This is a genomic window from Luedemannella flava, assembly GCF_039528515.1.
Taxonomy (GTDB): domain Bacteria; phylum Actinomycetota; class Actinomycetes; order Mycobacteriales; family Micromonosporaceae; genus Luedemannella; species Luedemannella flava.
This window is the reverse complement of record NZ_BAAALT010000053.1, coordinates 14,065-36,632: the sequence shown is the minus strand read 5'-3', so window position 1 is coordinate 36,632 and position 22,568 is coordinate 14,065. Positions and strand designations below refer to the sequence as shown.

Below are 22,568 nucleotides of genomic sequence, written 5' to 3'. Positions count from 1 at the left end.
ATCCGCTCGAGATCGTCTGTCGATACCGGAGGTCGTGCCGTGCCGTCACCGCTGCTGTCCATCCTGGATCTGTCCATCGGCACGACCGGTCGCCCGTTGTCGGACGCCCTCGGCGACACCGTCCGCCTCGCCGAAATGGCCGACGGTCTGGGATTCGAGCGGTTCTGGGTCGGCGAGAACCACAACATCGGCAGCCTCGCGTCGAGTTCACCCGCCGTGCTGATGGCCACCATCGCGGCGCGCACCGGTCGGATCCGGGTCGGTGCCGGCTGCGTGCTGCTCAACAACCACGCGCCGCTCGCGATCGCCGAGACGTTCAAGGTCCTGCACACCCTCCACCCGGGGCGGATCGACCTGGGCCTGGGCCGGGCGCCCGGCGGCGACCCGCTCACCGCGCTCGCGCTGCGCCAGCAACGCACGCTGGCCAGGCCGGACGAGTTCATCGACCGGCTCGCCGAACTGCTCGGCTTCGCCGACGGCCTGCCGAAGGACCACCCGTACCACGGCGTGGTCGCCATGCCCGCCGACGCCCCGCTGCCGGACCTGTGGGTGTTCGGCTCGAGCGTGCAGAGCGGCCAGACCGCGGGCCTGGCCGGCGTCCGTTACGGCTTCGCCGCCCACCTCGCGCCGACGCTCGACGGCGCCCCGGACGCCATGGCCGCCTACCGCGCCGGGTTCGAACCGACCGGCTCCGCACCGTTCCCGTGGACGGCGGTGTCGCTGCTCGTGTTCTGCGCCGACAGCGCGGAGCGCGCCGCGGACCTCGCCGACGCGTACGCGCTCGCCTGGAGCAGGCACGGCACCGCGCGGGCCGGGCTGATCCCGACGCTGGCGGAGGCCCGCGGCGCGGCCGGGGATCCGGCGTTCGCCACCGCCCGGGAGCGGGTGCGCTCGATCGCCGTCATCGGCACGCCCGGCCAGGTCGTCGGCCGCCTCAACGATCTCGCCACCGAACTGCGCGCCGACGAGCTGATCCTCACCACCGGGATCCACGACCCGGCTGAGCGCGCGCGGTGCTTCGCGCTCATCCACGAGAACTGGCCCGCGTGCGCGGTGCCACCGGTCAGCGTGGCGTAGGCGCGAACATCGCCCGCATGAGATGCGGCAGCGCCAGCCCCTGGAAGTCGGCGGTCGGGTGGTACTCCCTGATCGCCCCCTCCAGCACCAGCAGCCCCAGGAGCGGGAAGACGAACTGTGGGTCCGCGTACAGCCCGAACCGTCGTTGGATGTCGAACAACCGCACCGAGAAGTCGAGCAGCTCGAACTGGTCGGCCCGGCTGCCGGTGACGCTGCGCACCAGCGCCCCGAGCTCGCGCCGGAACCCGGCGTCGTCGAACCCCTCGGGCAGCTCCACCGTGGAGAGCACCAGGTCCGCGCAGCGCGCCTCGTTCCCGGTCCCCATCCGGAAGAAGAACTCGGTGAACGCGCGCTGCGCCGCCGGCGGCAACGCGACCACGAACCCGGCGTCGACGACGCACACCGAGCCGTCCGGGAAGAAGTACAGGTTTCCGGGGTGCAGGTCGCAGTGCACAAGCCCGTCGACGAACAGCATCTTGTAGACCGCGTCGAGGCTGGACTCCACCGCCCGGGCCGCGACCGGGGCACCCAGGTCGGCCGGCGTGCGGCGGACCAGACCGGGGACGAACTCCATCACCAGCACCCCGGCACCGGTGCGCGCCGGGTCGGCCAGCCGCGGATGCGGACGCGGCACCCGGACCTCGGCGAACTCGTCGACCGCGTCGGCCACCGAGGTGAGCGCGGCCGCCTCGCGGGTGAAGTCGAGCTGGTCGGCGATGGCCGCCGAGAGCTGGGCGACCGCCGCGTGGGTCGGCAGTCCGCGCATGAGCCGGGTGTTGGCGATCATCGACGCGCCGAACCGGAACAGCCGCAGGTCGGCCGCGATGGTGGCCCCGATCCCGGGGCGACGCACCTTGACCGCGACGACCGTACCGTCGAGCAGCTCGGCCCGGTAGACGCAGGCGATGCTGCCCGATGCCTCGGGGACCGGCACGAACGCGCGGAACAGGGCCTCCAACGGTTGGCCCAGCCGGTCGGCGGCGAGGCGCCGCGCGACGTCGACGGGCATGGGCGGCGCGTCATCGTGCAGAGTGGACAGTGCCTGGCACACCCGGGCCGGCAGCAGGTCGAGCCGCGTGCTCAACAGCTGGGCCACCTTGACCGCGGTCGGTCCGGCCCGGTAGATCTGCTGGACCCCGATCACCCACGCGGCGTCGGGGAACTCGCCGCGCCGCCGCCGCGCCACCACGACCAGCCAGCACCCTGCAAGGCGCAGCGCGGTGACAGCGAGGACGACACCCAGGTACGTCAACCGCCCGCCCAGTGCCAGCAGCGGCACCGGCCGGACCCGCTCAGCGGGTGAACTCGATGAGTTCGACGACATTGCCGCTCGGATCCGCGACGGCGATGTACCGGCCAACGGGGCAGAGCTGCGGCTTGTCGTGGAGCACGTCGGCGCCGATGGCACGCAACCGCCCCAGTTCGGCCTCCACGTCGTCGATCGCGAGATTCAGCAGCACGCACGCGCCGTCGGGATAGTCGGCCTTGGCCGGGCGCTCGCACTGCTGCAGCAGGAGCAGCGGCCCTTCGCTCTCCAGTTCGACGTACGCCGGGGCGGCCGTGGCGTCGCGGACACCGAACCCCAGATGCTCCGTGTAGAAGACGACCGCCTGGTCCATGTCATGGACGTTGACGGTGATGACAGCGAGCGTGGCCATATGTCTTCCCTCCACCGGGAGAAGGCTTTGGAAGATGGTATTGCTTTCCCTATCATCAGAACAAGGCCAACGCTATCTCTCGATCAATATCTGCTGGTCCACACCGCAGTCGCCGGTCCATTGACACTATTGACGAGAAGTTACTACTCTTCTCTATACCAACTTTGGTCCCTTGATGAGGGGGAACGGTGGCTGGTCCCAAGCGGCGCCTGCTGTTCTGCTCGTTCTGCGGAGTCAACGAATTCGGCGTCGACGCGCTCATCACCGGCACCGGCACCGCGATCTGTCCCGACTGCGCGCGCACCGGGCTCGCCGCTCTGGCGGGGCGGGCCAACCGCCGCGAGCGTGCCGGCACGTCGACGCCGACCGCGCTGGTGGCTGAGCTCGACCAGCACGTGGTCGCCCAGGACGCCGCGAAGCGCATGCTCAGCGTCGCGGTCTACAACCACTTCAAGCGGGTCGGCCGCACCGAGCCGGGCGGCGTGCGGCTCGCCAAGTCGAACATCCTGCTCATCGGTCCGTCCGGCACCGGCAAGACACTGCTCGCCGAGACGCTGGCCCGCACCCTCGCCGTGCCCTTCGTGGTCGCGGACGTCACGTCGATGACCCAGGCCGGCTATGCCGGCGAGGACATCGAGTCCATCTTCCGGCGGCTCGTCATCGCCGCCAACGGCGACATCACCGCCGCGCAGCGCGGCATCGTGTTCCTCGACGAGGTCGACAAACTCGCCCGCCGCGAGGCGACCGGAGGGCTCGACGTGTCGGGCGAGGGCGTGCAACAGGGCCTGCTCAAGTCGCTGGAAGGCACCATGGTCTCGCTCGAGGGCCGCCAGACCGACCCGACGGCACGCGCCGGCGAGGTGCGCCGGTTCGACACGTCCGAGGTCCTGTTCATGGCCGGCGGAGCGTTCGTCGGCCTCGACGAGATCGTCGGCACGCGCAAGGCGTCCAACAGCTTCGGGTTCGACCCGCGACGCGAACCGGCGGCCCGGATCACCGACCGTGCCGCCGAACCCGAGCCCGGCGACCTCATCTCATTCGGCCTGCTGCCGGAGTTCGTCGGGCGGTTCCCGGTGATCGTGCGGCTCGACCAGCTCGGCGCGGCCGAACTGCGCCGCGTGCTCACCGAACCCCGCGACTGTCTCGTCGCGCAGTACGAGGAGCTGTTCCGCCTCGACGGGCACGTGCTCGACCTCACCCCGGACGCGCTCACCGCCGTCGCCGAACGGGCGCACGCCCGGGCAACCGGCGCCCGAGGGCTGCGATCGGTGCTGGAGACGGCACTGGCCGACCTGATGTTCCGCGCGCCCGACCTCGAACCGGGCCAGTCCCTGCGGGTCGACGCCGCACGGATCGAGGCCGCGCTGGACGGCGCCGTCGAACGCGACGGGACCGCCGCGCAACCGGGCCAGGCCCCGCCGGCCGGCCGGAACGCATCTCCACAGCTGTCTCCGGCCGAGGAGCCGGGACAAGAAGGCGGCCACGCCGAACGGCGGGCAGGACGCACCCTCCGCGTTGCCAGCGGGGCGCTCATCCGCCGCTCGACGTGACCCTGGTCCCACGATAGTGGGAGGCGAGGAGTAGACGTAATGACCTCACCACAGATCAGCCCGCTCGCGCCCCAGACCGAGTTCCCCCCGGTCCCGGGCATCGAGTACCAGCGCTCCGAACTCAACATCCCGATCGTCGTCGACGGGGAGGTCAAGGAAGTCCTCAAGATGACGGCCGTCCTCGAGCTCGACCGGGGCGCCCCCGTGACGAACGCCGGCGGGCACCGGCAGTTCGAGTTCCAGATCAACACGTGGGAGGTGGCGGGCTACTCGGAGTTCCTGTCCGAGTGGGTCACGATCACGCTCTCCGACGTGCAGCAGCCGCGGAGCCTCGCGATCGCCCAGTCCGCGTCGGCGGACTTCCCGGCGATCATCGTCTACAACGCGATCTTCGACGTGTACGTCGGCAAGCGCCAGGTCGCGGCCGAGGTCACCGGACTCGGCGTCGGCGTCGAGGCGTACGAGGTGCCGCCGCAGGTCGGCATCCAGTTCCAGAAGGCGTTCCCGCTCGGCCCCGGCATCGAGGCCAGCGCGGGCGCCTGCGCCGAAGAGGCTTCGCTGCAGGAGGAGCAGTTCATGGCGGTTGCCGAGGAGTTCCGCAACCTCCGCGCCTGACCACCACCCGGGGCCGCGGTCGGCGACGGCCGCGGCCCCGACCGCTGAAGATCCCGCGATGGGAGGCCCGCCGTGACCCTGACCTACCGTCCTGGCAGCAAGCAGGACCCGACCTTCCGCCACCCCGACGGCACGCACAACGTGCTGGTCAGCGACATCATCCAGAAGGGCACCCCAACCCAGGTGTACCGCGGGCTCACCCATCCCGCGGCCCTGCGCGACTGGACGGGCGACGACGCGGCGGAGACCGCCGACGGCGTGTGCTGGCACCTGCCCGAACTCGGCGTGTCCGGAACGTCGATAGGCGAGGTCGAGGGCGAGTACGTCAAGGTCGTCCTGGACACACCGGCGTGGCCGACCACCCGCAGCGTCGCCACGGTCCGGCTGTGGCCGGTGCCGCGGGCGACGCTGGTGATGGTCAGCCACCGGGGCCTGACCGCGGACGACCTGGAACTGTCCCGCGCGCTGTGGGCGCCGGGCCTGCTCAACCGCCTCCGCTTCTGGGTTCAGGCGATGGCTCCGCACAGCCGTGCCGTCGGCATCGTGGAAACCGGCAGCCGCGAATGAGCGAGCGTAAGCGAGCGAATCATCGGCTCAGTGGTTTCTCATGCCGGCGCCGGAGCGCAGCGGAGGTGACGGCATGAGCGCGGTCGAAGTGGCCGTGCCGGCGGCGGTGGCGCCACCGGCACGGGAGTCGATCTCGCCGCGCGGGGCGTACACGGTCACGTTCCTCGCGCGCGCCTCGCAGATGGGCACGATCGCCATCGTCGCGCCGTACCTGCTCGACCGCGGCGTGCCGGTCGGCTACATCGGCGTGGTGATGGTGTTCGCCGCGCTCGGCGCGACGGCCGCCGGGCTCGTCTCGGGCAAGCTGGTCGACCGGTTCGGCGCCTGGCGCGCGCTCGTGTGCGGGCTGATGGTGGCCGTGATCGGCGTGCTGGCGTTCATTTTCGTGCCGGTCTGGCCCCTGATGGGACCGGCCTACCTCGTCTCCACAGCCGGCACCTCGACGGCGAACACCGCGCTGCGCACCACGATCGCCCTCGGCACCCCGAAGGAGGAGCACGAGCGCACGTTCGGCACGCTGAACAGCATCGGTACGACCGGCGCGCTGATCGGCCCGCTGCTCGTCGGGTTCGTGGTGATCGACGGCACCGCCGCCGCGCCCTGGTTCGCGGCCGCGATGCTGAGCACGGCGACCGTGGTGGCCTTCCTGCTGCGGCGGCCGGCGGTCGCCGACCCCGAGGTACCGGCCGCCGGCGACAGCACGCCGGAGCCGGCCACCATGGCCTCGGTCGGACGGGCGATCGCGCCCATCGTCGCGCTGGTCACCACAAGCGCCACGATGTACGGCGTCTACGCCGTGCTGTGGGGCCTGTTCCTGCGCGGCCTGGGCGCCTCGAACCTGGTGATCGCCTGGTCCTTTGTGGCCACGATGCTCCCGGTGGTCCTCCTGTCGCGCTACGCCGACCGGGTGCTGCCCCGGACCAACCGGTGGTTGGTCAGCGGCGGCGCGACCATGCTGCTGGGCGCCCTCGCGTTCGCCTACGCGTACACCGGCACGGTGTGGCTCGCGATCGTGTTGTCCGTGGTCGAAGGCCTGCTGATGGCCGTGTCCGTGCCCGTGACCTACGCGCTCATCGCCCGGCACGCGCCGGCCGGCGGCACCGGACGCGCGTTCGGGATCGCGTCGGCGGCCGACTCGATCTCGTCCGGCGCCGGAACGCTCCTCGCCGGCCTCATCATCGCGACCGGCGGCGTCGCGTTCGCGTTCCAGCTGGCCGGGGCGTACTGCCTGGTCGGCACCTTCGTCGGGCTGCTCTGGTGGGCTCGGCGGGCCCGCGCGGCCCGCGCCGTGCCGGCGTAGCACCGTCCACAGTCGCCGCCACCGGATCCCCTCACCGGTGGCGGCACCCGTCGGCCAGGAGTCTCAGGCGGCGCGGACCAGCTGGTCGAGGCCGAGCAGTTGGGTGCACCGCTGCACCGCCTCGGGGTCGCCCTCGGCCGTGATCTTCCCGGTGAGCACCGCCTCGATCGGGCTGAGCAGCTTCGCGCCGACCCGGATGAAGGTCTCGGCGTCGGCGCTGAGCACCAGTGCCGGATTCGCCGCCGGCCCGCGGTGGGCCGTGGCCGCGCCATCGTGGACGGTGACGGAGAAGACCTCGTCGTCGACGCGGAACTCGTACTCCTCGTCGACGCCGGTCGGCTTGCCCACATCGATCATCGTCTGCACGGCGAGGAACCCCCAGGCGGCACGGCTGGCGGACCGGGTGGCGTCCTCCTCGGTGAGGAAGTTCATGCCCCACCGGGCCAGCACATGGATGGCCGGGCGCAACTGCGCGCCCAGCGGGGTGAGCCGGTACAGCTTGCCCCGCGCGTCGCCGGGGACCTTGTCGACCTCGATGATCCCCTGCTCGGTGAGGAACCGCAGCCGGTCGGCCAGCATGTTGGGACTGACGCCGGGCAGGTTTTCGATCATGTCGCCGAACCGGCCCGGGCCGATGAGCAGCTCCCGGACGATCAGGATGGTCCACCGCTCGCCGATGAGGTCCATGGCGGACGCCAGGCCGCAGAACTGACCGTACTGCCGCTTCTCGGACACCTTCGCCTCCCCCATGTTGATACGTAACAGTATAGGGACCTACCCCGGGCATCGCTCCGGCATGCGGATGACGACGAAAATGGTCCAGATAGGTATCGAAGATCTATCCAATCACCGGTGGTCCGATCCAACAGCGCCGACGCCTGGTCGGGCCTAGGCTGGTGATCGCCAAGGATCTTTCCGAAGGGCGGCCACCGTGACGGCACTGGAGATCGCCGTGACCTCCGCCCAGGGCGCGCGCACCGCGTACCGGTGCGGCGCCGACCGGGTCGAGCTGTGCGCGGCCCTCGAGGTCGGCGGCCTGACTCCGTCAGCGGGCCTGCTGGACACGACGCTGGCGGGCCTCGAGGCGCTCACTTCCGAGCCGGGCCGGCCGTGGCAGGGAGTTCACGTGCTGATCCGGCCGCGGCCGGGAGACTTCGTCTACGACGCCGACGACCTGGCCACCGCCGCGGCGGAGGTCCGCGCGGCCTGCCGTGCCGGCGCCCAGGGGGTCGTGGTGGGTGCGCTGACAGCCGGCGGCGCCATCGACCCGGCCGCGCTGCGCCTGCTGGCCGGGACCGCCAGACAGAGCGCGCCGCAGGTGGCGGTGACGTTCCACCGCGCGTTCGACCAGACCGCCTCGCTCCCCCACGCCCTGGCGGAGCTCCTCGACCTCGGCCTGGTCGACCGGGTGCTGACCTCAGGCGGCAGGGCCACCGCCGGCCAGGCGGCGGACGTACTTGCCAGCTTGGCGGGCCGATCCGCGGGACGGATTGAGATCATGGCCGGCGGCGGCGTCCGCCTCGACGACATCCCGGCCCTGACGGCCGCCGGCGTGGACGCGGTCCACCTGTCGGCGAAGCGGCGCGTCGCCGGGGCGGGGGCGCGCGTGGCCCTCGGAGCGGGGGACGACGACCCCGGCGCCTACTTCGTCACCGATGCCGGCCAGGTCTCCAAGGCGGCTGCCGCCCTCGGCGCGGCCGGCCGGCCCGGCGGCTGACGCCACCCGGCTATTGGCCGCCCGCCGAGGGGTCGGTGGTGGCGACCTTCGACAGCCCGCGAGGGCTGTCGGGATCCAGGCCGAGCACGCGGGTCAGCTGTTCCACCAGCACCTGCGCGGGCACGATCGCGCCCAGTGGGGCGAGCGGCTCGGGGACGTCCGGGCCGGGCAGGTGCGTGGTGCACGCCTTCGCGAACTCGCCATCCCCGCCGATGCCGACCGTGACGGCTCCCCGCGACGACAGGTCGCTGGCGAGCTCGGTCATCGGGGCCAGCAGCGGCCCGTCCGGTGCGGCGAGCAGGATCGCGGTGACCCCGGAGGTGACGACCGCGATCGGGCCGTGGCGGAAGTCGGCATAGGAGTAGCCGCGCACCGGCCGCAGGCAGGTCTCCTCCAGCTTCAACGCGGTCTCCAGCGCACTGCCGAGCATCAGCCCCCGGCCGGAGACCACGACGTGGTCGGCGTCCCGGAGGCCGGCCACCGCGTCCGCCACGTCCGCCGCCAGCAGCCGCTGGACCTCGGCCGGGATACGGGCGAGGTCGGCGTCGAGCGCCTCCGGCTCGGTGGCCAGCGCGGTGCCGATCACCGCCATGGCCGCCAGCTGCGTGGTGTGGCTCTTGGTGGCCGGGACGGCGAGCTCGGGTCCGGCCTGGGTGACCAGCGCGATGTCGGCGTTGGCCGCGAGCGGCGAGTCGGCCACGTTGGTGACGGCGACAGTCACGGCGCCGCAGCCCTTCGCCCACGCCTCGGACTCGACGATCTCGGCGGTCTGTCCGGACTGCGAGACGCACACGACGACGCAGTCGGTCAGATCCAGGCGGGACCGGTAGTGCGTGGCGACGCTCGGCGAGAGCAGCCCGCCGAGGATGCCGGCATGCGTCTCGAGCAGGTAGCGACCGTAGATGGCGGCGTGGTCGCTGGTGCCCCGGGCCGCGAACAGCACCTTCCGGCGCCCGCCGGCCAGCTGGGCGAGCTGCGGCCGCAGCGGGATCAGAACGTCCAGGGTGCGGCCCAACGCGACGGGCTGCTCAGCGATCTCTCGGGCCATCTGGGTCGTGGACATCTGGGCTCTACCTCCAGGCGATCCACGCACGGTCCGGGTAACTCCCGCGCCGAGCGGGTGCGCCCCGCCGGCAATTCGTACTGTACTAGCTGAACTCACCTAAATGGGCAGCTCCCGCCAGGTCCCGGTTCATTATCAAGCGGTTCAACCTGGAGACCCCCGGCCGCGAGGAAGCGGACACGAGGGACCAGCGACGCCGTCGCTGTCCGGGTGGATATAGCCGAGGGCGTCCCACGTACGGCCTTCCCACGGCCGGTTGCCGAGCTGCTGGAACTCGGCGAGGGCCTGCCGGCAGTTGCCCAGTGCCTCGTCGCCTGAGCTACCAGCCGCTTCCCACCCGGTGCCGGGACCTCGGCCTGGGCCGGTGGGCCCTGGACGTGTGGTACTGACGCCGATCGTCATCCGCACCCGGCGCACCCAGGCGCCGTCCGGCCCGGACACACCGCGCGGTACGTGTCCGGGCCGGACGAGTGCTGGCCGTGGCCGACCGGCACGGTCCGGCGGGACGTTCGCCCCTGCTGGGACCGTCGCCGTCGCGCGACGCTGAGGCCGTGACACTGACCACGGACCAGGTGTGGAGCGCTCTGGGCAGGGCGTCGTTCGCGGTGCTGAGCCACGTCACCCCGGCCGGCGCGCCGCGCAGCACGGGCGTGCTCTACGCCGCACACGACCGGCGGCTGTTCGTGGTCGTCGCGAGTGACGGCTGGAAGGCACGGCACATCGCGGCCGACGGGCGGGTCTCGGTCACGGTCCCGGTACGCCGCGGCGGGCCCCTGTCGCTGCTGTTCCCGATCCCGCCCGCGACCGTCAGCTTCCCCGCCACCGCCGTCGTGCACGAGGCCGGCTCGCGCGAAGGCGCGCGCATCCTGTCGGCGATGATGCACCGGCTGCCGCGCGAACGCCTGTCGCAGAGCCGGATCATCGAGATCCGCCCCGAGGGCCACTTCGTCACGTACGGGCTCGGCGTGTCGCTCACCCGGATGCGCCACCCGGGCCTGGCCCGGGCACGCGTGCCGGTGAGCGGGTAGCGGCCACGCCTGCCGGCGTGGCCGCTGTCAGCGCGTCAGCCCCAGCGTTGCACGAGGCGGTCGTACTCGGCCTGGGTGACCGGCAGGACGGTGCCGTGCCGTGGCCGGCCGGGCATCGTGTAGCTGGACACCATCGACCACGCTCCGGTCGTCAGGTCCGTCGTGGTGAACGGGATGTAGCCGCGCCCGCCGTACTCGTCGATGAACAGGTACCAACGGTTCTCCGTGTTCGATTTGAACACCAGCGGGCCCTCGCCCTGGCTGATCGAGCCCTGCCCGATGCACTCACGCAGGAAGGTGTAGTTCGTGTTGAGGATCGTGCCGGACCGCTCGGCGAGGATGAACTTGCCGCACGCCGACTGCGACGCGCTGCGCTCGTCCTTGGTGTACCGGTAGTACGTACCGCTGTGCTTGATGATGGTGGAGTCGATCGTCGAGTAGCCCTTGTCGACCCAGATCTGCGCGGCGCTGAACGTGCGGAAGTCGCTCGTCGTGGCGTACATCATGCGGTTGTAGCTCGTACCGGTGTGGTTGGTGTCGCTCGTGGCGTAGAGCTTGGCGGCCCAGAAGACCACATACCTGCCGAGGGTCTCGTCGTAGTACGCCTCGGGCGCCCAGGTGTTTCCGGCCGTGTCCGGGGAGACCCGGGCGAGCCAGGGTGAGCTCCAGTTGACCAGGTCGGTGGACTCCCAGACCAGGATGGACCTGCTGCCCGTTCGCTGCGCGGCGTCCCAGTTGCCGTTGCCGTAGATGCGCAGGTCGGTGGCGATCTGGTAGAAGCGGTCGCCCTGCGGTGATCGGATAATGAACGGATCGCGGGCGCCACGGGTGCCCAACGCCGACGTCAGCACCGGGTTTCCGCCGTTCAGGGTGCGGTAGCGGATGGGGTCGTTGCCCTGGCTCAGGCCGAAGTAGACCTGCTCGCCGTTCGCGGTGCCCTCGCCGGTGAAGTAGCTGAACAGGTAGCCGGCGTAGGTGGTCGTCGGGGTGGCGCCGACCGGGACCAGCTGCCACTGCTGGTTGGCGCCGTTGGTGTCGGTGTACTGCGAGATCCGGCCGCCGTCCGCGGTGGACCACCCCCACACGTCCAGCGCCTTGCCGCTGTTGCGGTTGAGCAGCTTCACGTACCCGCTGTCGGTGTCCACGACGCGGAACTGCTGGTTGGTGCCGCCGTTGTCCGACCATTGCAGCACGTTGGCGCCGTCGGCGGTCGACGCGCTCGCGATGTCGATGAGCGAGCCGCTGTGCCGGGCGCGCAGCTTGTAGTAGCCGCTGCCGGCGTCGACGAACTGGAACTGCTGACTGGTCTGCGAGGTGGCGCGGGTGCGTTGCTCCACACCCGCGCCGTTCGCGGTCGAGGCGCCGACGATGTTGATCGCCTTGCCGCTGTGCCGCGACACGATCTGGTAGTACGCCGTCGGGTCGATGGTGGCGGCGTTGGCCGTGAACGCGGGCACGACCGCGGCCACACCGCCGACCACAGTGAGGCCGACCAGCGCGGCCAGGGCGCGGCGGCGCCGTCGGGGGCGGTCGGTGGAGGACAGCCGTTTGTCAGGGAACATGTCCACTCCTGAAGGGAGGATGGCTCCGGGGAGGGGACGCGGAGCCACGGTGTGGACCTAAATGTTTGCGTTAACACGGACCACAGTCAATAGAGTCGCTTCCCGACGCCCTCCTCAGAGGTTGCGCGCGAGATGGTCGATCACATCGCGCGCGTCGTCCTCGATGCCGTGGATGAAGGTCGACTTGCGTCGCCTCAGCAGGGGAAGCCCCAGCGCGTACAGGCCCGGGCTGTCGAGTACGCCGCCCTCGTGGGTGAGGTGGCCCTTGGCGTCGACGACCGGTACGTGCAGCCACGTGTAGTCCGGGCGTTCGACACCGACCGCTTCTTCGTCGTGTGCACCAACCTGCTCGGCGGGTGCCGCGGCACGACCGGGCCTTCGTCAATCGATCCGGCGACCGGCAGGCCGCACGGATCCGACTTTCCCGTCATCACCGTCGCGGACATGGTGCGGTGCCAGCGGGCGTTCCTGGACGTCCTGGGCATCGAGCGGCTCGCGGCCGTGGCCGGCGGTTCGCTCGGCGGGATGCAGGCGCTGGAGTGGGCGGTGCGCTACCCCGACCAGGTCGACGCCGTCGTGGCGATCGCCTCCACGCACGCGCTGCATCCGCAGGGGGTGGCGTGGAACGCGATCGCACGGGAGGCGATCATGCGCGACCCCGCCTGGCAGGGCGGCCACTACCACGGCACGGGCCGCGCGCCCGACGCCGGCATGGGCGTCGCGCGGATGGTCGGCCACATCACGTACCTGTCGGCGCCGGCGCTGACGGACCGGTTCGGCCGGCGGCTGCAGTCGGCCGGGGACATCCGGTACACGCTCGACGTGCCAGAGTTCGAGGTCGAGAGCTACCTGCGCCATCAGGCCGACTCGTTCGTCAAGCGCTTCGACGCCAACACCTACCTGTACCTGTCCCGGGCGCTGACCTACTTCGACCTCGCCCGGCAGCACGGCGGCGGGTCGCTCGAACGGGCGCTCGCCGGCGTGTCCGCGCGGACGCTGCTGATCGCCTTCAGCTCCGACTGGCTGTACCCGCCGTCCGGGTCGCGGGAGATCTCCGACGCGCTCCGCACGCTCGACAAGCCGGTCGAGTTCCATATCATCGACGCGCCGTACGGCCATGACTGCTTCCTGCTCGAGGAAGCCCGGCAGACGCCCATCGTCCGCCGCTTCCTCGCCGGACCGCGAACGGAGACACCCTCGTGACCGACAGGCCGCCACGCGCCGAGGAGGCCCGCGCGTTCGGGTTCGAGACCCGCCAGCTCCACGCCGGGCAGCGACCGGACCCGAACACGGGGGCACGCGCGGTGCCGATCTTCCAGACGACGAGCTACGTGTTCGAGGACCCGGAATCGGCCGCGGCCTACTTCAACCTGCAGGAGTACGGCAACACGTACTCGCGCATCATGAACCCGACCGTCGCGGTGTTCGAGGAGCGGGTGGCCAACCTCGAGGGTGGCTGTGGCGCCGTGGCCTTCGCCAGCGGCATCGCCGCGCAGGCGGCGGCGCTGTTCACCCTGCTGCAGCCGGGCGACCACGTCGTGGCGTCCTCGGCCCTCTACGGCGGGACGGTCAACCAGCTCAAGCACCTGCTGCGCAAGCTGAACGTCGAGCTGACCTGGGTCGACCCGGACGACCTGGACGCGTGGCGGCGGGCCGTCCGCCCCAACACCAAGGCGTTGTTCGGCGAGACGATCGGCAACCCGGCCGGCAACGTGCTGGACATCGAGGCGGTGGCGGCCATCGCGCACGAGCACGACGCGCCGCTCATCGTCGATAGTACGTTCGCGACGCCGTACCTGTGCCGCCCGATCGAGTGGGGCGCCGACATCGTGATCCACTCGGCGACCAAGTTCATCGGCGGGCACGGCACGAGCATCGGCGGCGTGGTCGTCGAGGCCGGCACCTTCGACTGGTCCAACGGGCGCTTCCCCGTGATCGCCGATCCGTCGCCGGCCTACCACGGCCTGCGGTTCCACGAGACGTTCGGGACGTACGGCTACCTGATGAAGTTGCGGGCCGAGACCCTGCGCGACCTCGGCGGCGCCCTCTCCCCATTCAACGCGTTCCTGTTCCTGCAGGGGCTGGAGACGCTGTCGCTGCGGATGGAACGGCACGTCGCGAACGCGCGGGCGGTTGCGGAGTTCCTGGCGACGCATCCGCTGGCGTCGAACGTGACCTATCCCGGTCTCCCGGACAGCAGGTACCAGCCGCTGGTGGCGAAGTACCTGCCGGGCGGAGCGGGGGCGGTGTTCTCGTTCGACTGCGCCGGCGGCCGGGCCGGCGGGCAGGAACTGATCCGCGGGCTGACGCTCTGGTCCCACCTGGCGAACGTCGGCGACGCGAAGAGCCTGGTCATCCACCCCGCGAGTACGACGCACCGGCAGCTGAGCGACGACGAGCTCCGCGCGGCCGGCGTCGCGCCCGGGACGGTCCGGTTGTCGGTGGGCACCGAGTCCGTCGAGGACCTGATCTGGGACCTCGAACAGGCTCTCGCGTACGTGAAGGAGGCGGCGACCGCATGACGGATCTGACGCGGTACCAGGACCCGGTGACGATCCAGCGCGTGCTCCACCACGCCACGACGATCGCGATCGTCGGCCTGTCGAGCAACGAGCTGCGGGCCAGCTACTTCGTCGGCTACTACCTCAAGCGGCACGGATACCACGTGATCCCGGTGAACCCCCGCGAGACCGAGATCCTCGGCGAGCGGTCCTACCCGAGCCTGGTGGACGTGCCCGTGCCGGTGGACGTCGTCAACGTCTTCCGCGCGCCGGAAGCGCTGCCGGGGATCGCGCGGGACGCGGTGGCGATGGGCGCGGACAGCGTCTGGTGCCAGTTCGGCGTGATCAACGACGAGGGCAACCGGATCGCCGAGGACGGCGGGCTCACGGTGATCGTCGACCGGTGCCTGAAGGTCGAACACGCCCGGTACATCGGGCGGATGCACTGGCTCGGCTTCAACACCCAGCGCATCACCTCGGTCCGCGGCGGGCTGCAGTAGCCAACCCGTCGTGACGACGCTAATGAGCCGGCGTCTGGACGTACGCCCTGAGGCTGACCTCGTCGTCGGACTGCACGACCGTGAACAACGTCCCTTCCGGGAACCGTTCGAGCACCTGCGGCGGGAGCTGTACGGTGCCGTCGCCGGCCACCACGGCGAAGTCCTGCCCGTCGCGGCCTTCGGCACCCACCCGGCCGTCCCGGATGGTGACGGCACGGCCGAGGCGGGCACCCACGTCGCCGTCGTGGGTCACCACCACGATGGTGGTGCCCCGCTCGGCGTTGACCGTCTCGAGGGCGTGGACGACCTCGTCGCGACCGCCGGTGTCGAGCTGGCTGGTCGGTTCGTCGACAAGGAGCAGGCCGGGGCCGGCGGCGATCCCGACGGCGAGGGCGGCCCGTTGGCGCGCACCCGGTGGGAGGGTGTCGACCGCGGCGTTGCCCTGGCCGCCGAGACCGACGAGGTCGAGCACGCGATCCGGATCGTCCAGCTTCACACCCTTGGTACGGGCGGCGCGGCGCTGGGCCAGCATGATGTTGCGGCGCAGGCTGACGTACGGCAACAGGTTGCGGGTGGCGTTCTGGACGACGACGCCGATCTGCGTGCCGCGCAGCCGCGAGATCTCCTTGTCCGACAGCTTGCCCATGTCGTACGTGCCGATGTTCACCAGCCCGGCGGACGGGCGCATCAGTCCGGCCAGGAGGGCGACCAGCGTCGACTTGCCCGACCCGGACGGGCCGACCAGCGCCAGCATCTCGCCGGGGCCGATGGACAGGTCGACCCCGGCCAGGGCGACCACGTCGCCGGCCTCGGCCCGGTAGATGTGCACCACCCGCCGACATGCCACCGCCAGTCCCGTCGTCACGCCGTACTCCTCTCGCTGGAACTGTCTCTGGAGCCCACCGGCCCCGACGGGTCGGGCGGACGCGGTGACGGGACCGGCCCGCCGGCCCCGCGCCACGCGGACCGCGGGCCTCGATCGACGGCCCGGGCCAACGCGGCGCCCAGGAGGGCCGCGGCCACGATCAGGGCGACGGCGGTCGCGGCCCAGGCCAGCACCGCGGTCGTTCCCGGCAGGACCAGGGCGAACCCGTCGGCGACCGGCTCGCCGGTCGGGATGCCGGCCCGGGTCAGAATCCAGGCCACCTCGGCCACGATCGCGCCGAACAGGCTGGCCGGCACGACCAGGAGCAGATAGCCGCGCAGGCTGGCGCCGCGCATGATGCGCCGGGGCAGGCCCTGCACGAGCAGGTTGCGCAGCTCCTCGGCCCGGGACCGGCGTTCGACACCGGCCACCAGGGCCAGACCGGCCAGCCCGAGGATCACGCCGAGCAGCGCCGCCCCCACGAAGAAGTTCAAACCGATCGCTTCGGGGCGTTGGCCGGCGGTCGTGAGGTCGGCGGACAGGCGACGGTCGGCGGAGACGATTAGGCCGGCGCCGCGCAACCGGTCGAGGACGTCCGCGGGTGCCCGGTCGTTCAACCAGACCTGACCATGCGCCGTCGGGTGGTAACTCTCGGCGTAGCGGGTGAAGTACTCCAGGTCGATGATCGCGCCCTGCTTCCCGGCCCGTGGCAGCGACGGCATCGTGGCGACCGGTTCCGCCGGCACGTCCGCGCCGACGAGGACTGCGCCGTTGAGGGGGTACTGGCCGCCGGCGGCGACCATCGGCAGGGCGGCTGGCGTGTCGGGTGGGCCGATGGCCGCGGTCCGGCCGCCGGCGCCGAGGACGCTGACCTGCAGGCCGGCCGGGTCGGGCGTCAGCTTGAGCGCGCCGAGGCTGCGCTCGCTCCAGCCGCCGAAGCCCGCCGCCGATACCAGCTCCTGATCGGGCCCGCCCTGGCGCAGGCTGTTGAGCACGACGGTGCTCCCCAGGGAGGTGGTGGTGCCGACGGAGCCGTCGTTGATGATCACCCGCTGCTGCAACGACAGGTTGCCCAGCCGGCAGCCCTGGGCGCACGGCACGTCGACCCGGTAGTCGGCCGAACCGGGCCTGATCGATCCGAACGCCACGCTGGTGGCCGGTTCGCCATTGGTCGGGGCGACCCAGACCCGGATGGCCAGCACCCGGCCCGGCGTCAGCGAAGCGGTCGCCCGCAGCACCAGCGACGTGCCGGTCACGGTGACAACCGGCGCGACGGGCGGACGAAGCCGGGCCGGCACGGAACCGACCGCGACGGGCGCCCCGTCGGGCCAGAACGCCACGGCCGGCAGTCGCACCGAGTCGACGGCCAGCACGTCCCCGCGCTGCCCGTCGGGACGGACCACGACCGCCATGGCGTAGCGGCCCTCCGGGTCGACCTGACGCACCGCCCGGATCAGCCGGTCGGGCAGGACCGCGCCGACCGACACCGCCCGGTCGGCGGCGATGGACTGGCGCGCCTCACGGGTGCGTACCCGATCGGCGGTATCGGCCGCGATCACCGCATAGCCGAACAGGCCGACGGCCACCACGAGCAGGGCCAGCGCCCGCCCGCCGCTACCCCGCCGGGCGAAGTGCAGGCTGGCCAGCGCCGACGCGAGCCGACCGCGCCGCAGTGCCCGCCGCCCCAGCCAACCGACGACCGGGTCGAGCAGGCGGGACAGGAGCGGACCGCCGGCCAGAACCACCAGGCCCGGCGCGAGTACGCCCAGGCCGCCCAGGTCGCCGGGGTTGGCGTTCAGTTGCGCCACGGAGGCGGCCGCGAGGGCGGTGACCACGATGGCGACCAGCACGCCCTGCGTCCGGCCGAGCCGGCTCGGCACCCGGCGCATCAGTTCCAGGGCCGGCGACATCAGATCGCGCCGCAGTGCCAGCACCCCGGCGCCGATCGCGCCGATCAGCGTGACCGCGGCGTACGGCAGGGGCGACAGCGTGACAGGCACTGCCACCGGCACGGGCAGCAGCGTCCGGGCCACCAGCCAGATGGCCGCGTGGCCGACGAGATAGCCGACGAACCCGCCCGCGGTCAGCGCGACCACGTTCTCGGCGAGGGCGAGCCAGGCCTGGTCCGCGCCGCTCGCGCCGCGCAGTTTCAGCAGACCGAGCTCGGCCCGACGGGCCTCGGTGGTGTGCGCCATCGCCACGAAGATGACGAACCAGCACAACACCACGAGGGCTCCGGCGGCGAAGGTCGGCGCCACCTTCATCGTCTGCAGGTCGGCCCGGAAGGTGGCCAGCAGCCGGGTGAGGCCGCTGGACGGGACGATGCCGTCGCGACCCGTCAGCGTCCGGTCCAGGTCGGCGCTGAGCTGGTCCATCCGGTCGGCGGTGATGGTGCCGGGCAGCGGCTCGGCCACGATCGAACGCTGCTCCTGCTGATGCGGCAGGGCCGACAGCGTACGCAGGTTGGTCAGGATCGGTAGCTCGGCCGGGTCGAGCGGGGTGTCGAGCACATCGAGGCCCCAGAACCCCGCCGCCGGGTCGGCCGGGTGGTAGATCCCGACCACCGACATGGGTCGGGGCCCACCGCCGGGGACGCGGGTGGGCGGGCCACTGCCGGGGCTGGGCTCGAACTCGATGGCCCGCAGGTTCACGGTGGCGCCCGGTGCGACGGCCAACTCCCTGGCCAGGGTTTCCCCTAGCATGACCTCGTTGGGGCCACCCGGGCACCGGCCGGCGGTCAGGACGACGTGCTCGCAGGAGTGGTCGCGCGACGCGAGCTTGTAGACGTGCCCCGCCGGGATGCTCGGCGGGCCGGTCGCCACGACGACCTGGGTGTCCGCCCCGTACGTGGGGGTGAATCCCGGTGTCCGCACGATATCGGCGGCCTCGCTCTGGAAGGTGAAGGCATCCCCTTCCGGCGCGGGGGTCTCACCGTCGGGCGACGGTTCGAAGACGATCTGCTGTTGCACCGTGATCGTGACCTCGCGCGGAGTGGCCGCCGCCACCGTGGCCGCGACGAGGCTCCGCCCACCGGCCAACAGGTAGACCGGGGCCGCCACCGATGCCGCGATGGCGAGGACGGCCAGCGCGAACACGATGGCGACATGGGCCCGCCGGGCGCCCATCATGCGGAAGATCACCGCGGTCATCGGCCGCTCCTCCCCCGGGTAACGGCACTCATCAGCCCGGCCGCGGCGGCGGTCGCCGCCGCGAGCACCAGCGCGAGTACGGCCAGCGTCGCCAGACCGACGGTGGCCGAGCCGGCCGTCGGCACGGGCAGCCCGGCCCAGTCGTCGGCGAAGATCAACGTTCCGCCGCCGCTGAGCCAGCGCCAGACGACGGCGGTCGCGACGCCCAGCGCGACGGCCAGTGTCGCGAAGATCAGATAGCCGCCGAAGCTGACCGCGCGGACCACTCCCCGTCGCAGGCCCTGGCGGCGCAGGTCGGCGAACTCGTTGCCCCGCGGACCGCGTTCGACGACGGTGGCGAGGGCGAACACGCCCACCCCGAGAGCCAGCCCGACCAACGCGACCAGCAGTCCGAACCGCATCGCCACCGAAGGGCCCTGCTGGCGCAGCGTGGCGAGCCGGTCAGCGATCGCGTCGTCGTTGACGACCCGTACGCCGTGATCAGCGAGCGCCGCGACAAGCGTGTCCGGTGCGTCGGCGGCCAGCCAGACCTCCATGCTGCCGTCGCCCACGACATCCGCGTCGCGCAGGGCGTACTCGAGATCGACCAGTGCGCCACTGGCGCCGAGCCGAGGGATGGCGTTCGCCGTACCGGCGACCTGCACGGCCACGAGATCGCTGCTCGAGAAGGGTCGGATCCGCGGATCCCACGGTGAGCCGCCCAGCGCCCTGTCCCCGGCGACGAACACCGGCAACGGGCTGGGCGCGTCGAACGGGTACACCGGCGCGTTGAGCGTCAGGCCTTCCGGCACGGTGTGCGCGCCGACGGCGACGCCCAGTCCGTCCGGTCCGCCGTCGATGTCCGGCACCTGGACCTTGGACGTGATGCCGGCGCGCCAGCGGGTCCGGTCGCCGAACGTGGCCTGGTCGATGACGGCGGGCCCGGTCGGACCGGTACGCAGCCCGTGCAGGGTCGCGACCGTGCCGGCCGGTACGTCCGTAGCTTGGGTCGTGGACAGCGCGATGCTGGCCACCCGGCAGGGCGCGGCCTCACCACACCCGGCGGCGGGCGCCTCGTACACGTGCCGCCCGGCCAGCATCGGCCCGAACGTGACGGCGACGGGCCGGCCGGCGCCGCCCTGCAACGCCACGACCACGTTGACCGGCGATGCCGGGCCGGCGGGCTGTCGCCACGTGACGTCGAGGCGGAGATTATCGCCCCGGACCAGGAACGACGCCGGCGAACCCGGGTGCAGCGCGGCGGCGACCTGGTCCCAGTGGGGCAGACCGTACACCTCATCCCAATGGCTCACGGCGAGGCGGGGCGCGTCCACGGCCAGCACGCCGACCTCGGTGCTCTCGACGGCGGCCATGGCGTACCGGCCGTCCGGGTCGACGGCCCGCACGGCCGTCAGCAGCGCGCTGACGTTGTCGGCCTGAACGGTGAGCACCCGGTCGGCGCCCGTGGTGAACGCGGCCCGGTCGGCCTGGGCCCTGGTGGCCACGTCCCAGTTGAGTACCGTGCCGAACAGCACCGCGACGACAAGGGTGAGCACCGCGAAGACCGGGGTCAGGGTGGGCCGGCGGGCCAGGTTCATCGCGGTCAGCCCGATGCCCAGCCGGCCCGCGCGCAGGGCCGGTCGGGCCACGACGGTGGCGATCCGGGGCAGCAGTCGGGCAGCGATCAGCCCGACCGCCAACGCCACCAGCACGGGCGCGATGAGGGTCAGGCCGCCGGTGGCGCGCTCGTGGACCTCGTGGGCCCCGCCGAGGGCGAGGACCACGATCACGACGTCGAACGCGTTGCCCGCCCACCCGCGTCGTTGCCGCGCCACCTTGCGGTTCAGCACCGCAACCGAATGCGACAGGCTCGCCCGCTCGGCGAGGATCGCCGCGATCACCGCCCCCAGGACGGCGAGCGCGGCCGCGCCGACGGTGGCGTACCAGGCCTGTTGCCGCAGCTCGGTCCTGACCAGCTCGCCGACGGCCAGCCCGGCCAGGTACCGCCCGACGAACAGCCCGACCACCCCGCCGAGCACGATGGGCAGCGCACTCTGTCCGATGATCAACGCCCAGGCGTCGCGACGGCGGGCGCCGCGCATCTTCAGCCGGACCAGCTCCGTGCGGCGGGCGTCGGCGGTGAGCTGGACGGCCAGGAACAGGGCGATCCAGCACAACAACAGGAGTTGCGCCGCCGCGACCGCCACTCCCACATACATGTACTGCTGGTCGTTCCAGGTACGGTCGGCCTGCGCGCGCAGTTGGGAGTCGACCGCGATGGTCGGCGCCAGACGCTTGCGGGCCTGTTCATAGGCCAGGGCCAACAGTTGCGGACCGGTCTTGCGGAAGGCGTCGGCCGAGGCGAGGTAGTCGACCGAGCTCGTGCCCGTGACCTTGCGGAGGCCCGACAGCGTGGCCAGCGGGGTGAACATCACGTCGCCGCCCAGCCGGACGCCGACCGGTATCGCGGACGTGTTGTTCTCCGCCGACAGCGGGCCCCAGTAGGCCTCGGCCGGGTCGACGGCCCGGAAGACTCCGGTGACCTTCAGCGCGATGCCGGCCGCGGGCACTCCCTCCGCCACGACCGCCGCCCGGATCGTGTCACCGATCCTGACCCCGGTCGACGCCAGAGCAGCACCGATCGCCACCTCACCGGCCGCGGCCGGGCAGGCACCCTCGATCACCAGGCGGTCGCAGACCTTCTCCCGGTACGCCAGGACGACCGGTTTGCCCGACATCGTGGCGCTGACGCGGACGTCGGCGACCGCGGGGAATCCGGGCAGGACCAGCTCGCGACGCATCGTGGCGGCGAAGTCGCCGAACGCCGTCCCCAGGTCGACGTCACCTGGCAGCTGCCGCGTCGCGCTGACCAGCCGTTCGTTGCCCCGGGCGTCGGCCACCGAGGCGACGGCCATCGACTGGGCACTGCCGACCATGTACGCGGGTGTCGCCGCCATCCCCCCACTCGCGATGGCCGCGAGCAGGAACAGCGTGATCGCCTGCGCCGGCCGGCACCGGATCGCGGCGACAATGATCGCGAACATGCAGCGGGTCCCCCATAAGGTTTCGCCGCCACCTTACGAGTCCGCGCGTGCACCCGATCATCCCGGGCGCCAAGCGATACGTGTCCGTTACGCGGCTGACCAGGCGTTGTGTCACGAGAGGACGGCGCCCGGCCTGCCCGGGCAGACCGAAATCGTAGGTTCCGGAGGTTTCCGCAGGTGTTGCCGAATACGGACAAGAACAGCAGGACGGCGCCGACGATGGCTGGCCGCCCGGGATAGCGTGACAGGTGATGCCGCCGATAACGAGGAATTGCCGATGCCCCACGTGACTCTCTGTGCGCTCGAAGAAGAGCTCGCGGGGCGTGAACCGGACCTTATCGGGAGACTGACCAGAGCCGTCATGTCCGTGTATGGCGAGTAGGCCCGAAGCTC

General features: G+C 71.9%; 18 protein-coding genes. 10 read left to right on the top strand and 8 right to left on the bottom strand.

All coding sequences use genetic code 11. From position 1 onward, the window contains the following. The first annotated feature begins 39 nt into the window (after positions 1-39). A complete protein-coding gene (locus tag ABD211_RS10215; RefSeq protein ID WP_344128701.1) occupies positions 40-1,077 on the top strand; it encodes an MsnO8 family LLM class oxidoreductase in 1,038 nt (345 codons plus the stop codon). On the opposite strand, the gene ABD211_RS10210 is transcribed toward ABD211_RS10215, so the two are convergent. Further along, a complete protein-coding gene (locus tag ABD211_RS10210) occupies positions 1,064-2,356 on the bottom strand; it encodes an ABC1 kinase family protein (protein WP_344128699.1) in 1,293 nt (430 codons plus the stop codon). The two genes, ABD211_RS10215 and ABD211_RS10210, sit on opposite strands and share 14 nt — an antisense overlap. A 13-nt stretch (positions 2,357-2,369) precedes the next feature. Beyond that, positions 2,370-2,735: a VOC family protein gene (locus ABD211_RS10205; RefSeq protein ID WP_344128697.1), complete on the bottom strand. Its 366-nt coding sequence runs from the start codon at positions 2,733-2,735 to the stop codon at positions 2,370-2,372. Between the two features lie 188 nt (positions 2,736-2,923). On the opposite strand from ABD211_RS10205, the gene clpX reads away from it, so the two are divergent. From clpX to ABD211_RS10185, 4 genes are all read left to right on the top strand, one after another. After that, positions 2,924-4,285 carry an ATP-dependent Clp protease ATP-binding subunit ClpX gene (gene clpX, locus ABD211_RS10200; RefSeq protein WP_344128695.1) on the top strand — a complete coding sequence of 454 codons (1,362 nt, stop codon included), beginning with the start codon at positions 2,924-2,926 and terminating at the stop codon, positions 4,283-4,285. 39 nt (positions 4,286-4,324) lie between these two features. Beyond that, entirely contained in the window at positions 4,325-4,900 is a 576-nt protein-coding gene (locus ABD211_RS10195) for a hypothetical protein (RefSeq protein WP_344128693.1), read from the top strand. 72 nt (positions 4,901-4,972) lie between these two features. Further along, positions 4,973-5,467: a hypothetical protein gene (locus tag ABD211_RS10190; RefSeq protein ID WP_344128691.1), complete on the top strand. Its 495-nt coding sequence runs from the start codon at positions 4,973-4,975 to the stop codon at positions 5,465-5,467. A gap of 73 nt (positions 5,468-5,540) precedes the next feature. After that, complete coding sequence (locus ABD211_RS10185; protein ID WP_344128689.1) at positions 5,541-6,767, top strand: MFS transporter; 1,227 nt, start codon at positions 5,541-5,543, stop codon at positions 6,765-6,767. 63 nt (positions 6,768-6,830) lie between these two features. On the opposite strand, the gene ABD211_RS10180 is transcribed toward ABD211_RS10185, so the two are convergent. Next, positions 6,831-7,502: a winged helix-turn-helix transcriptional regulator gene (locus ABD211_RS10180; RefSeq protein ID WP_344128687.1), complete on the bottom strand. Its 672-nt coding sequence runs from the start codon at positions 7,500-7,502 to the stop codon at positions 6,831-6,833. Positions 7,503-7,698: 196 nt separating this feature from the next. Between ABD211_RS10180 and ABD211_RS10175 the strand changes: the two genes are divergently transcribed. Next, the gene (locus tag ABD211_RS10175) at positions 7,699-8,484 is read left to right on the top strand and encodes a copper homeostasis protein CutC (RefSeq protein ID WP_344128685.1); all 786 of its coding nucleotides are present in this window, start codon (positions 7,699-7,701) and stop codon (positions 8,482-8,484) included. 10 nt (positions 8,485-8,494) lie between these two features. Here ABD211_RS10175 and ABD211_RS10170 read toward each other — a convergent pair whose 3' ends face one another. Then, positions 8,495-9,547, bottom strand: coding sequence for an SIS domain-containing protein (locus ABD211_RS10170; protein ID WP_344128683.1), 1,053 nt, complete (start codon positions 9,545-9,547; stop codon positions 8,495-8,497). A 551-nt stretch (positions 9,548-10,098) separates the two neighbouring features. Here ABD211_RS10170 and ABD211_RS10165 point away from each other — a divergent pair. Beyond that, complete coding sequence (locus tag ABD211_RS10165) at positions 10,099-10,575, top strand: pyridoxamine 5'-phosphate oxidase family protein (protein ID WP_344128681.1); 477 nt, start codon at positions 10,099-10,101, stop codon at positions 10,573-10,575. A gap of 35 nt (positions 10,576-10,610) precedes the next feature. Here ABD211_RS10165 and ABD211_RS10160 read toward each other — a convergent pair whose 3' ends face one another. Continuing rightward, positions 10,611-12,137: an RICIN domain-containing protein gene (locus ABD211_RS10160; protein ID WP_344128679.1), complete on the bottom strand. Its 1,527-nt coding sequence runs from the start codon at positions 12,135-12,137 to the stop codon at positions 10,611-10,613. Positions 12,138-12,269: 132 nt separating this feature from the next. Here ABD211_RS10160 and metX point away from each other — a divergent pair, with 132 nt between their 5' ends. Genes metX through ABD211_RS10145 form a run of 3 tightly spaced genes read left to right on the top strand, consistent with a single transcriptional unit; the run spans position 12,270 to position 15,138 of the window. Then, positions 12,270-13,340: a homoserine O-acetyltransferase MetX gene (metX, locus tag ABD211_RS10155; RefSeq protein WP_344128677.1), complete on the top strand. Its 1,071-nt coding sequence runs from the start codon at positions 12,270-12,272 to the stop codon at positions 13,338-13,340. Then, positions 13,337-14,659: an O-acetylhomoserine aminocarboxypropyltransferase/cysteine synthase family protein gene (locus tag ABD211_RS10150; protein WP_344128675.1), complete on the top strand. Its 1,323-nt coding sequence runs from the start codon at positions 13,337-13,339 to the stop codon at positions 14,657-14,659. The genes metX and ABD211_RS10150 overlap by 4 nt, the downstream gene beginning before the upstream one ends. Next, a complete protein-coding gene (locus tag ABD211_RS10145) occupies positions 14,656-15,138 on the top strand; it encodes a CoA-binding protein (RefSeq protein ID WP_344128673.1) in 483 nt (160 codons plus the stop codon). Before ABD211_RS10150 ends, ABD211_RS10145 begins: the two co-directional genes overlap by 4 nt. A 19-nt stretch (positions 15,139-15,157) precedes the next feature. On the opposite strand, the gene ABD211_RS10140 is transcribed toward ABD211_RS10145, so the two are convergent. Genes ABD211_RS10140 through ABD211_RS10130 form a run of 3 tightly spaced genes read right to left on the bottom strand, consistent with a single transcriptional unit; the run spans position 15,158 to position 22,175 of the window. Then, on the bottom strand, positions 15,158-16,003 hold the full coding sequence (locus tag ABD211_RS10140; protein ID WP_344128671.1) for an ABC transporter ATP-binding protein: 846 nt from the start codon (positions 16,001-16,003) through the stop codon (positions 15,158-15,160). Then, the gene (locus ABD211_RS10135) at positions 16,000-19,152 is read right to left on the bottom strand and encodes an FtsX-like permease family protein (RefSeq protein WP_344128669.1); all 3,153 of its coding nucleotides are present in this window, start codon (positions 19,150-19,152) and stop codon (positions 16,000-16,002) included. Before ABD211_RS10135 ends, ABD211_RS10140 begins: the two co-directional genes overlap by 4 nt. Further along, positions 19,149-22,175, bottom strand: coding sequence for an FtsX-like permease family protein (locus ABD211_RS10130; protein WP_344128667.1), 3,027 nt, complete (start codon positions 22,173-22,175; stop codon positions 19,149-19,151). Before ABD211_RS10130 ends, ABD211_RS10135 begins: the two co-directional genes overlap by 4 nt. Positions 22,176-22,568 lie beyond the last annotated feature (393 nt).

Coding starts and splice junctions, on each gene's coding strand:
- ABD211_RS10205 (WP_344128697.1), bottom strand. CDS start 2,735: ATGGCCACGCTCGCTGTCATCACCGTCAACGTCCATGACATGGACCAG.
- ABD211_RS10195 (WP_344128693.1), top strand. CDS start 4,325: ATGACCTCACCACAGATCAGCCCGCTCGCGCCCCAGACCGAGTTCCCC.
- ABD211_RS10185 (WP_344128689.1), top strand. CDS start 5,541: ATGAGCGCGGTCGAAGTGGCCGTGCCGGCGGCGGTGGCGCCACCGGCA.
- ABD211_RS10170 (WP_344128683.1), bottom strand. CDS start 9,547: ATGTCCACGACCCAGATGGCCCGAGAGATCGCTGAGCAGCCCGTCGCG.
- ABD211_RS10160 (WP_344128679.1), bottom strand. CDS start 12,137: ATGTTCCCTGACAAACGGCTGTCCTCCACCGACCGCCCCCGACGGCGC.
- metX (WP_344128677.1), top strand. CDS start 12,270: ATGGTCGATCACATCGCGCGCGTCGTCCTCGATGCCGTGGATGAAGGT.
- ABD211_RS10145 (WP_344128673.1), top strand. CDS start 14,656: ATGACGGATCTGACGCGGTACCAGGACCCGGTGACGATCCAGCGCGTG.
- ABD211_RS10135 (WP_344128669.1), bottom strand. CDS start 19,152: ATGACCGCGGTGATCTTCCGCATGATGGGCGCCCGGCGGGCCCATGTC.
- ABD211_RS10130 (WP_344128667.1), bottom strand. CDS start 22,175: ATGTTCGCGATCATTGTCGCCGCGATCCGGTGCCGGCCGGCGCAGGCG.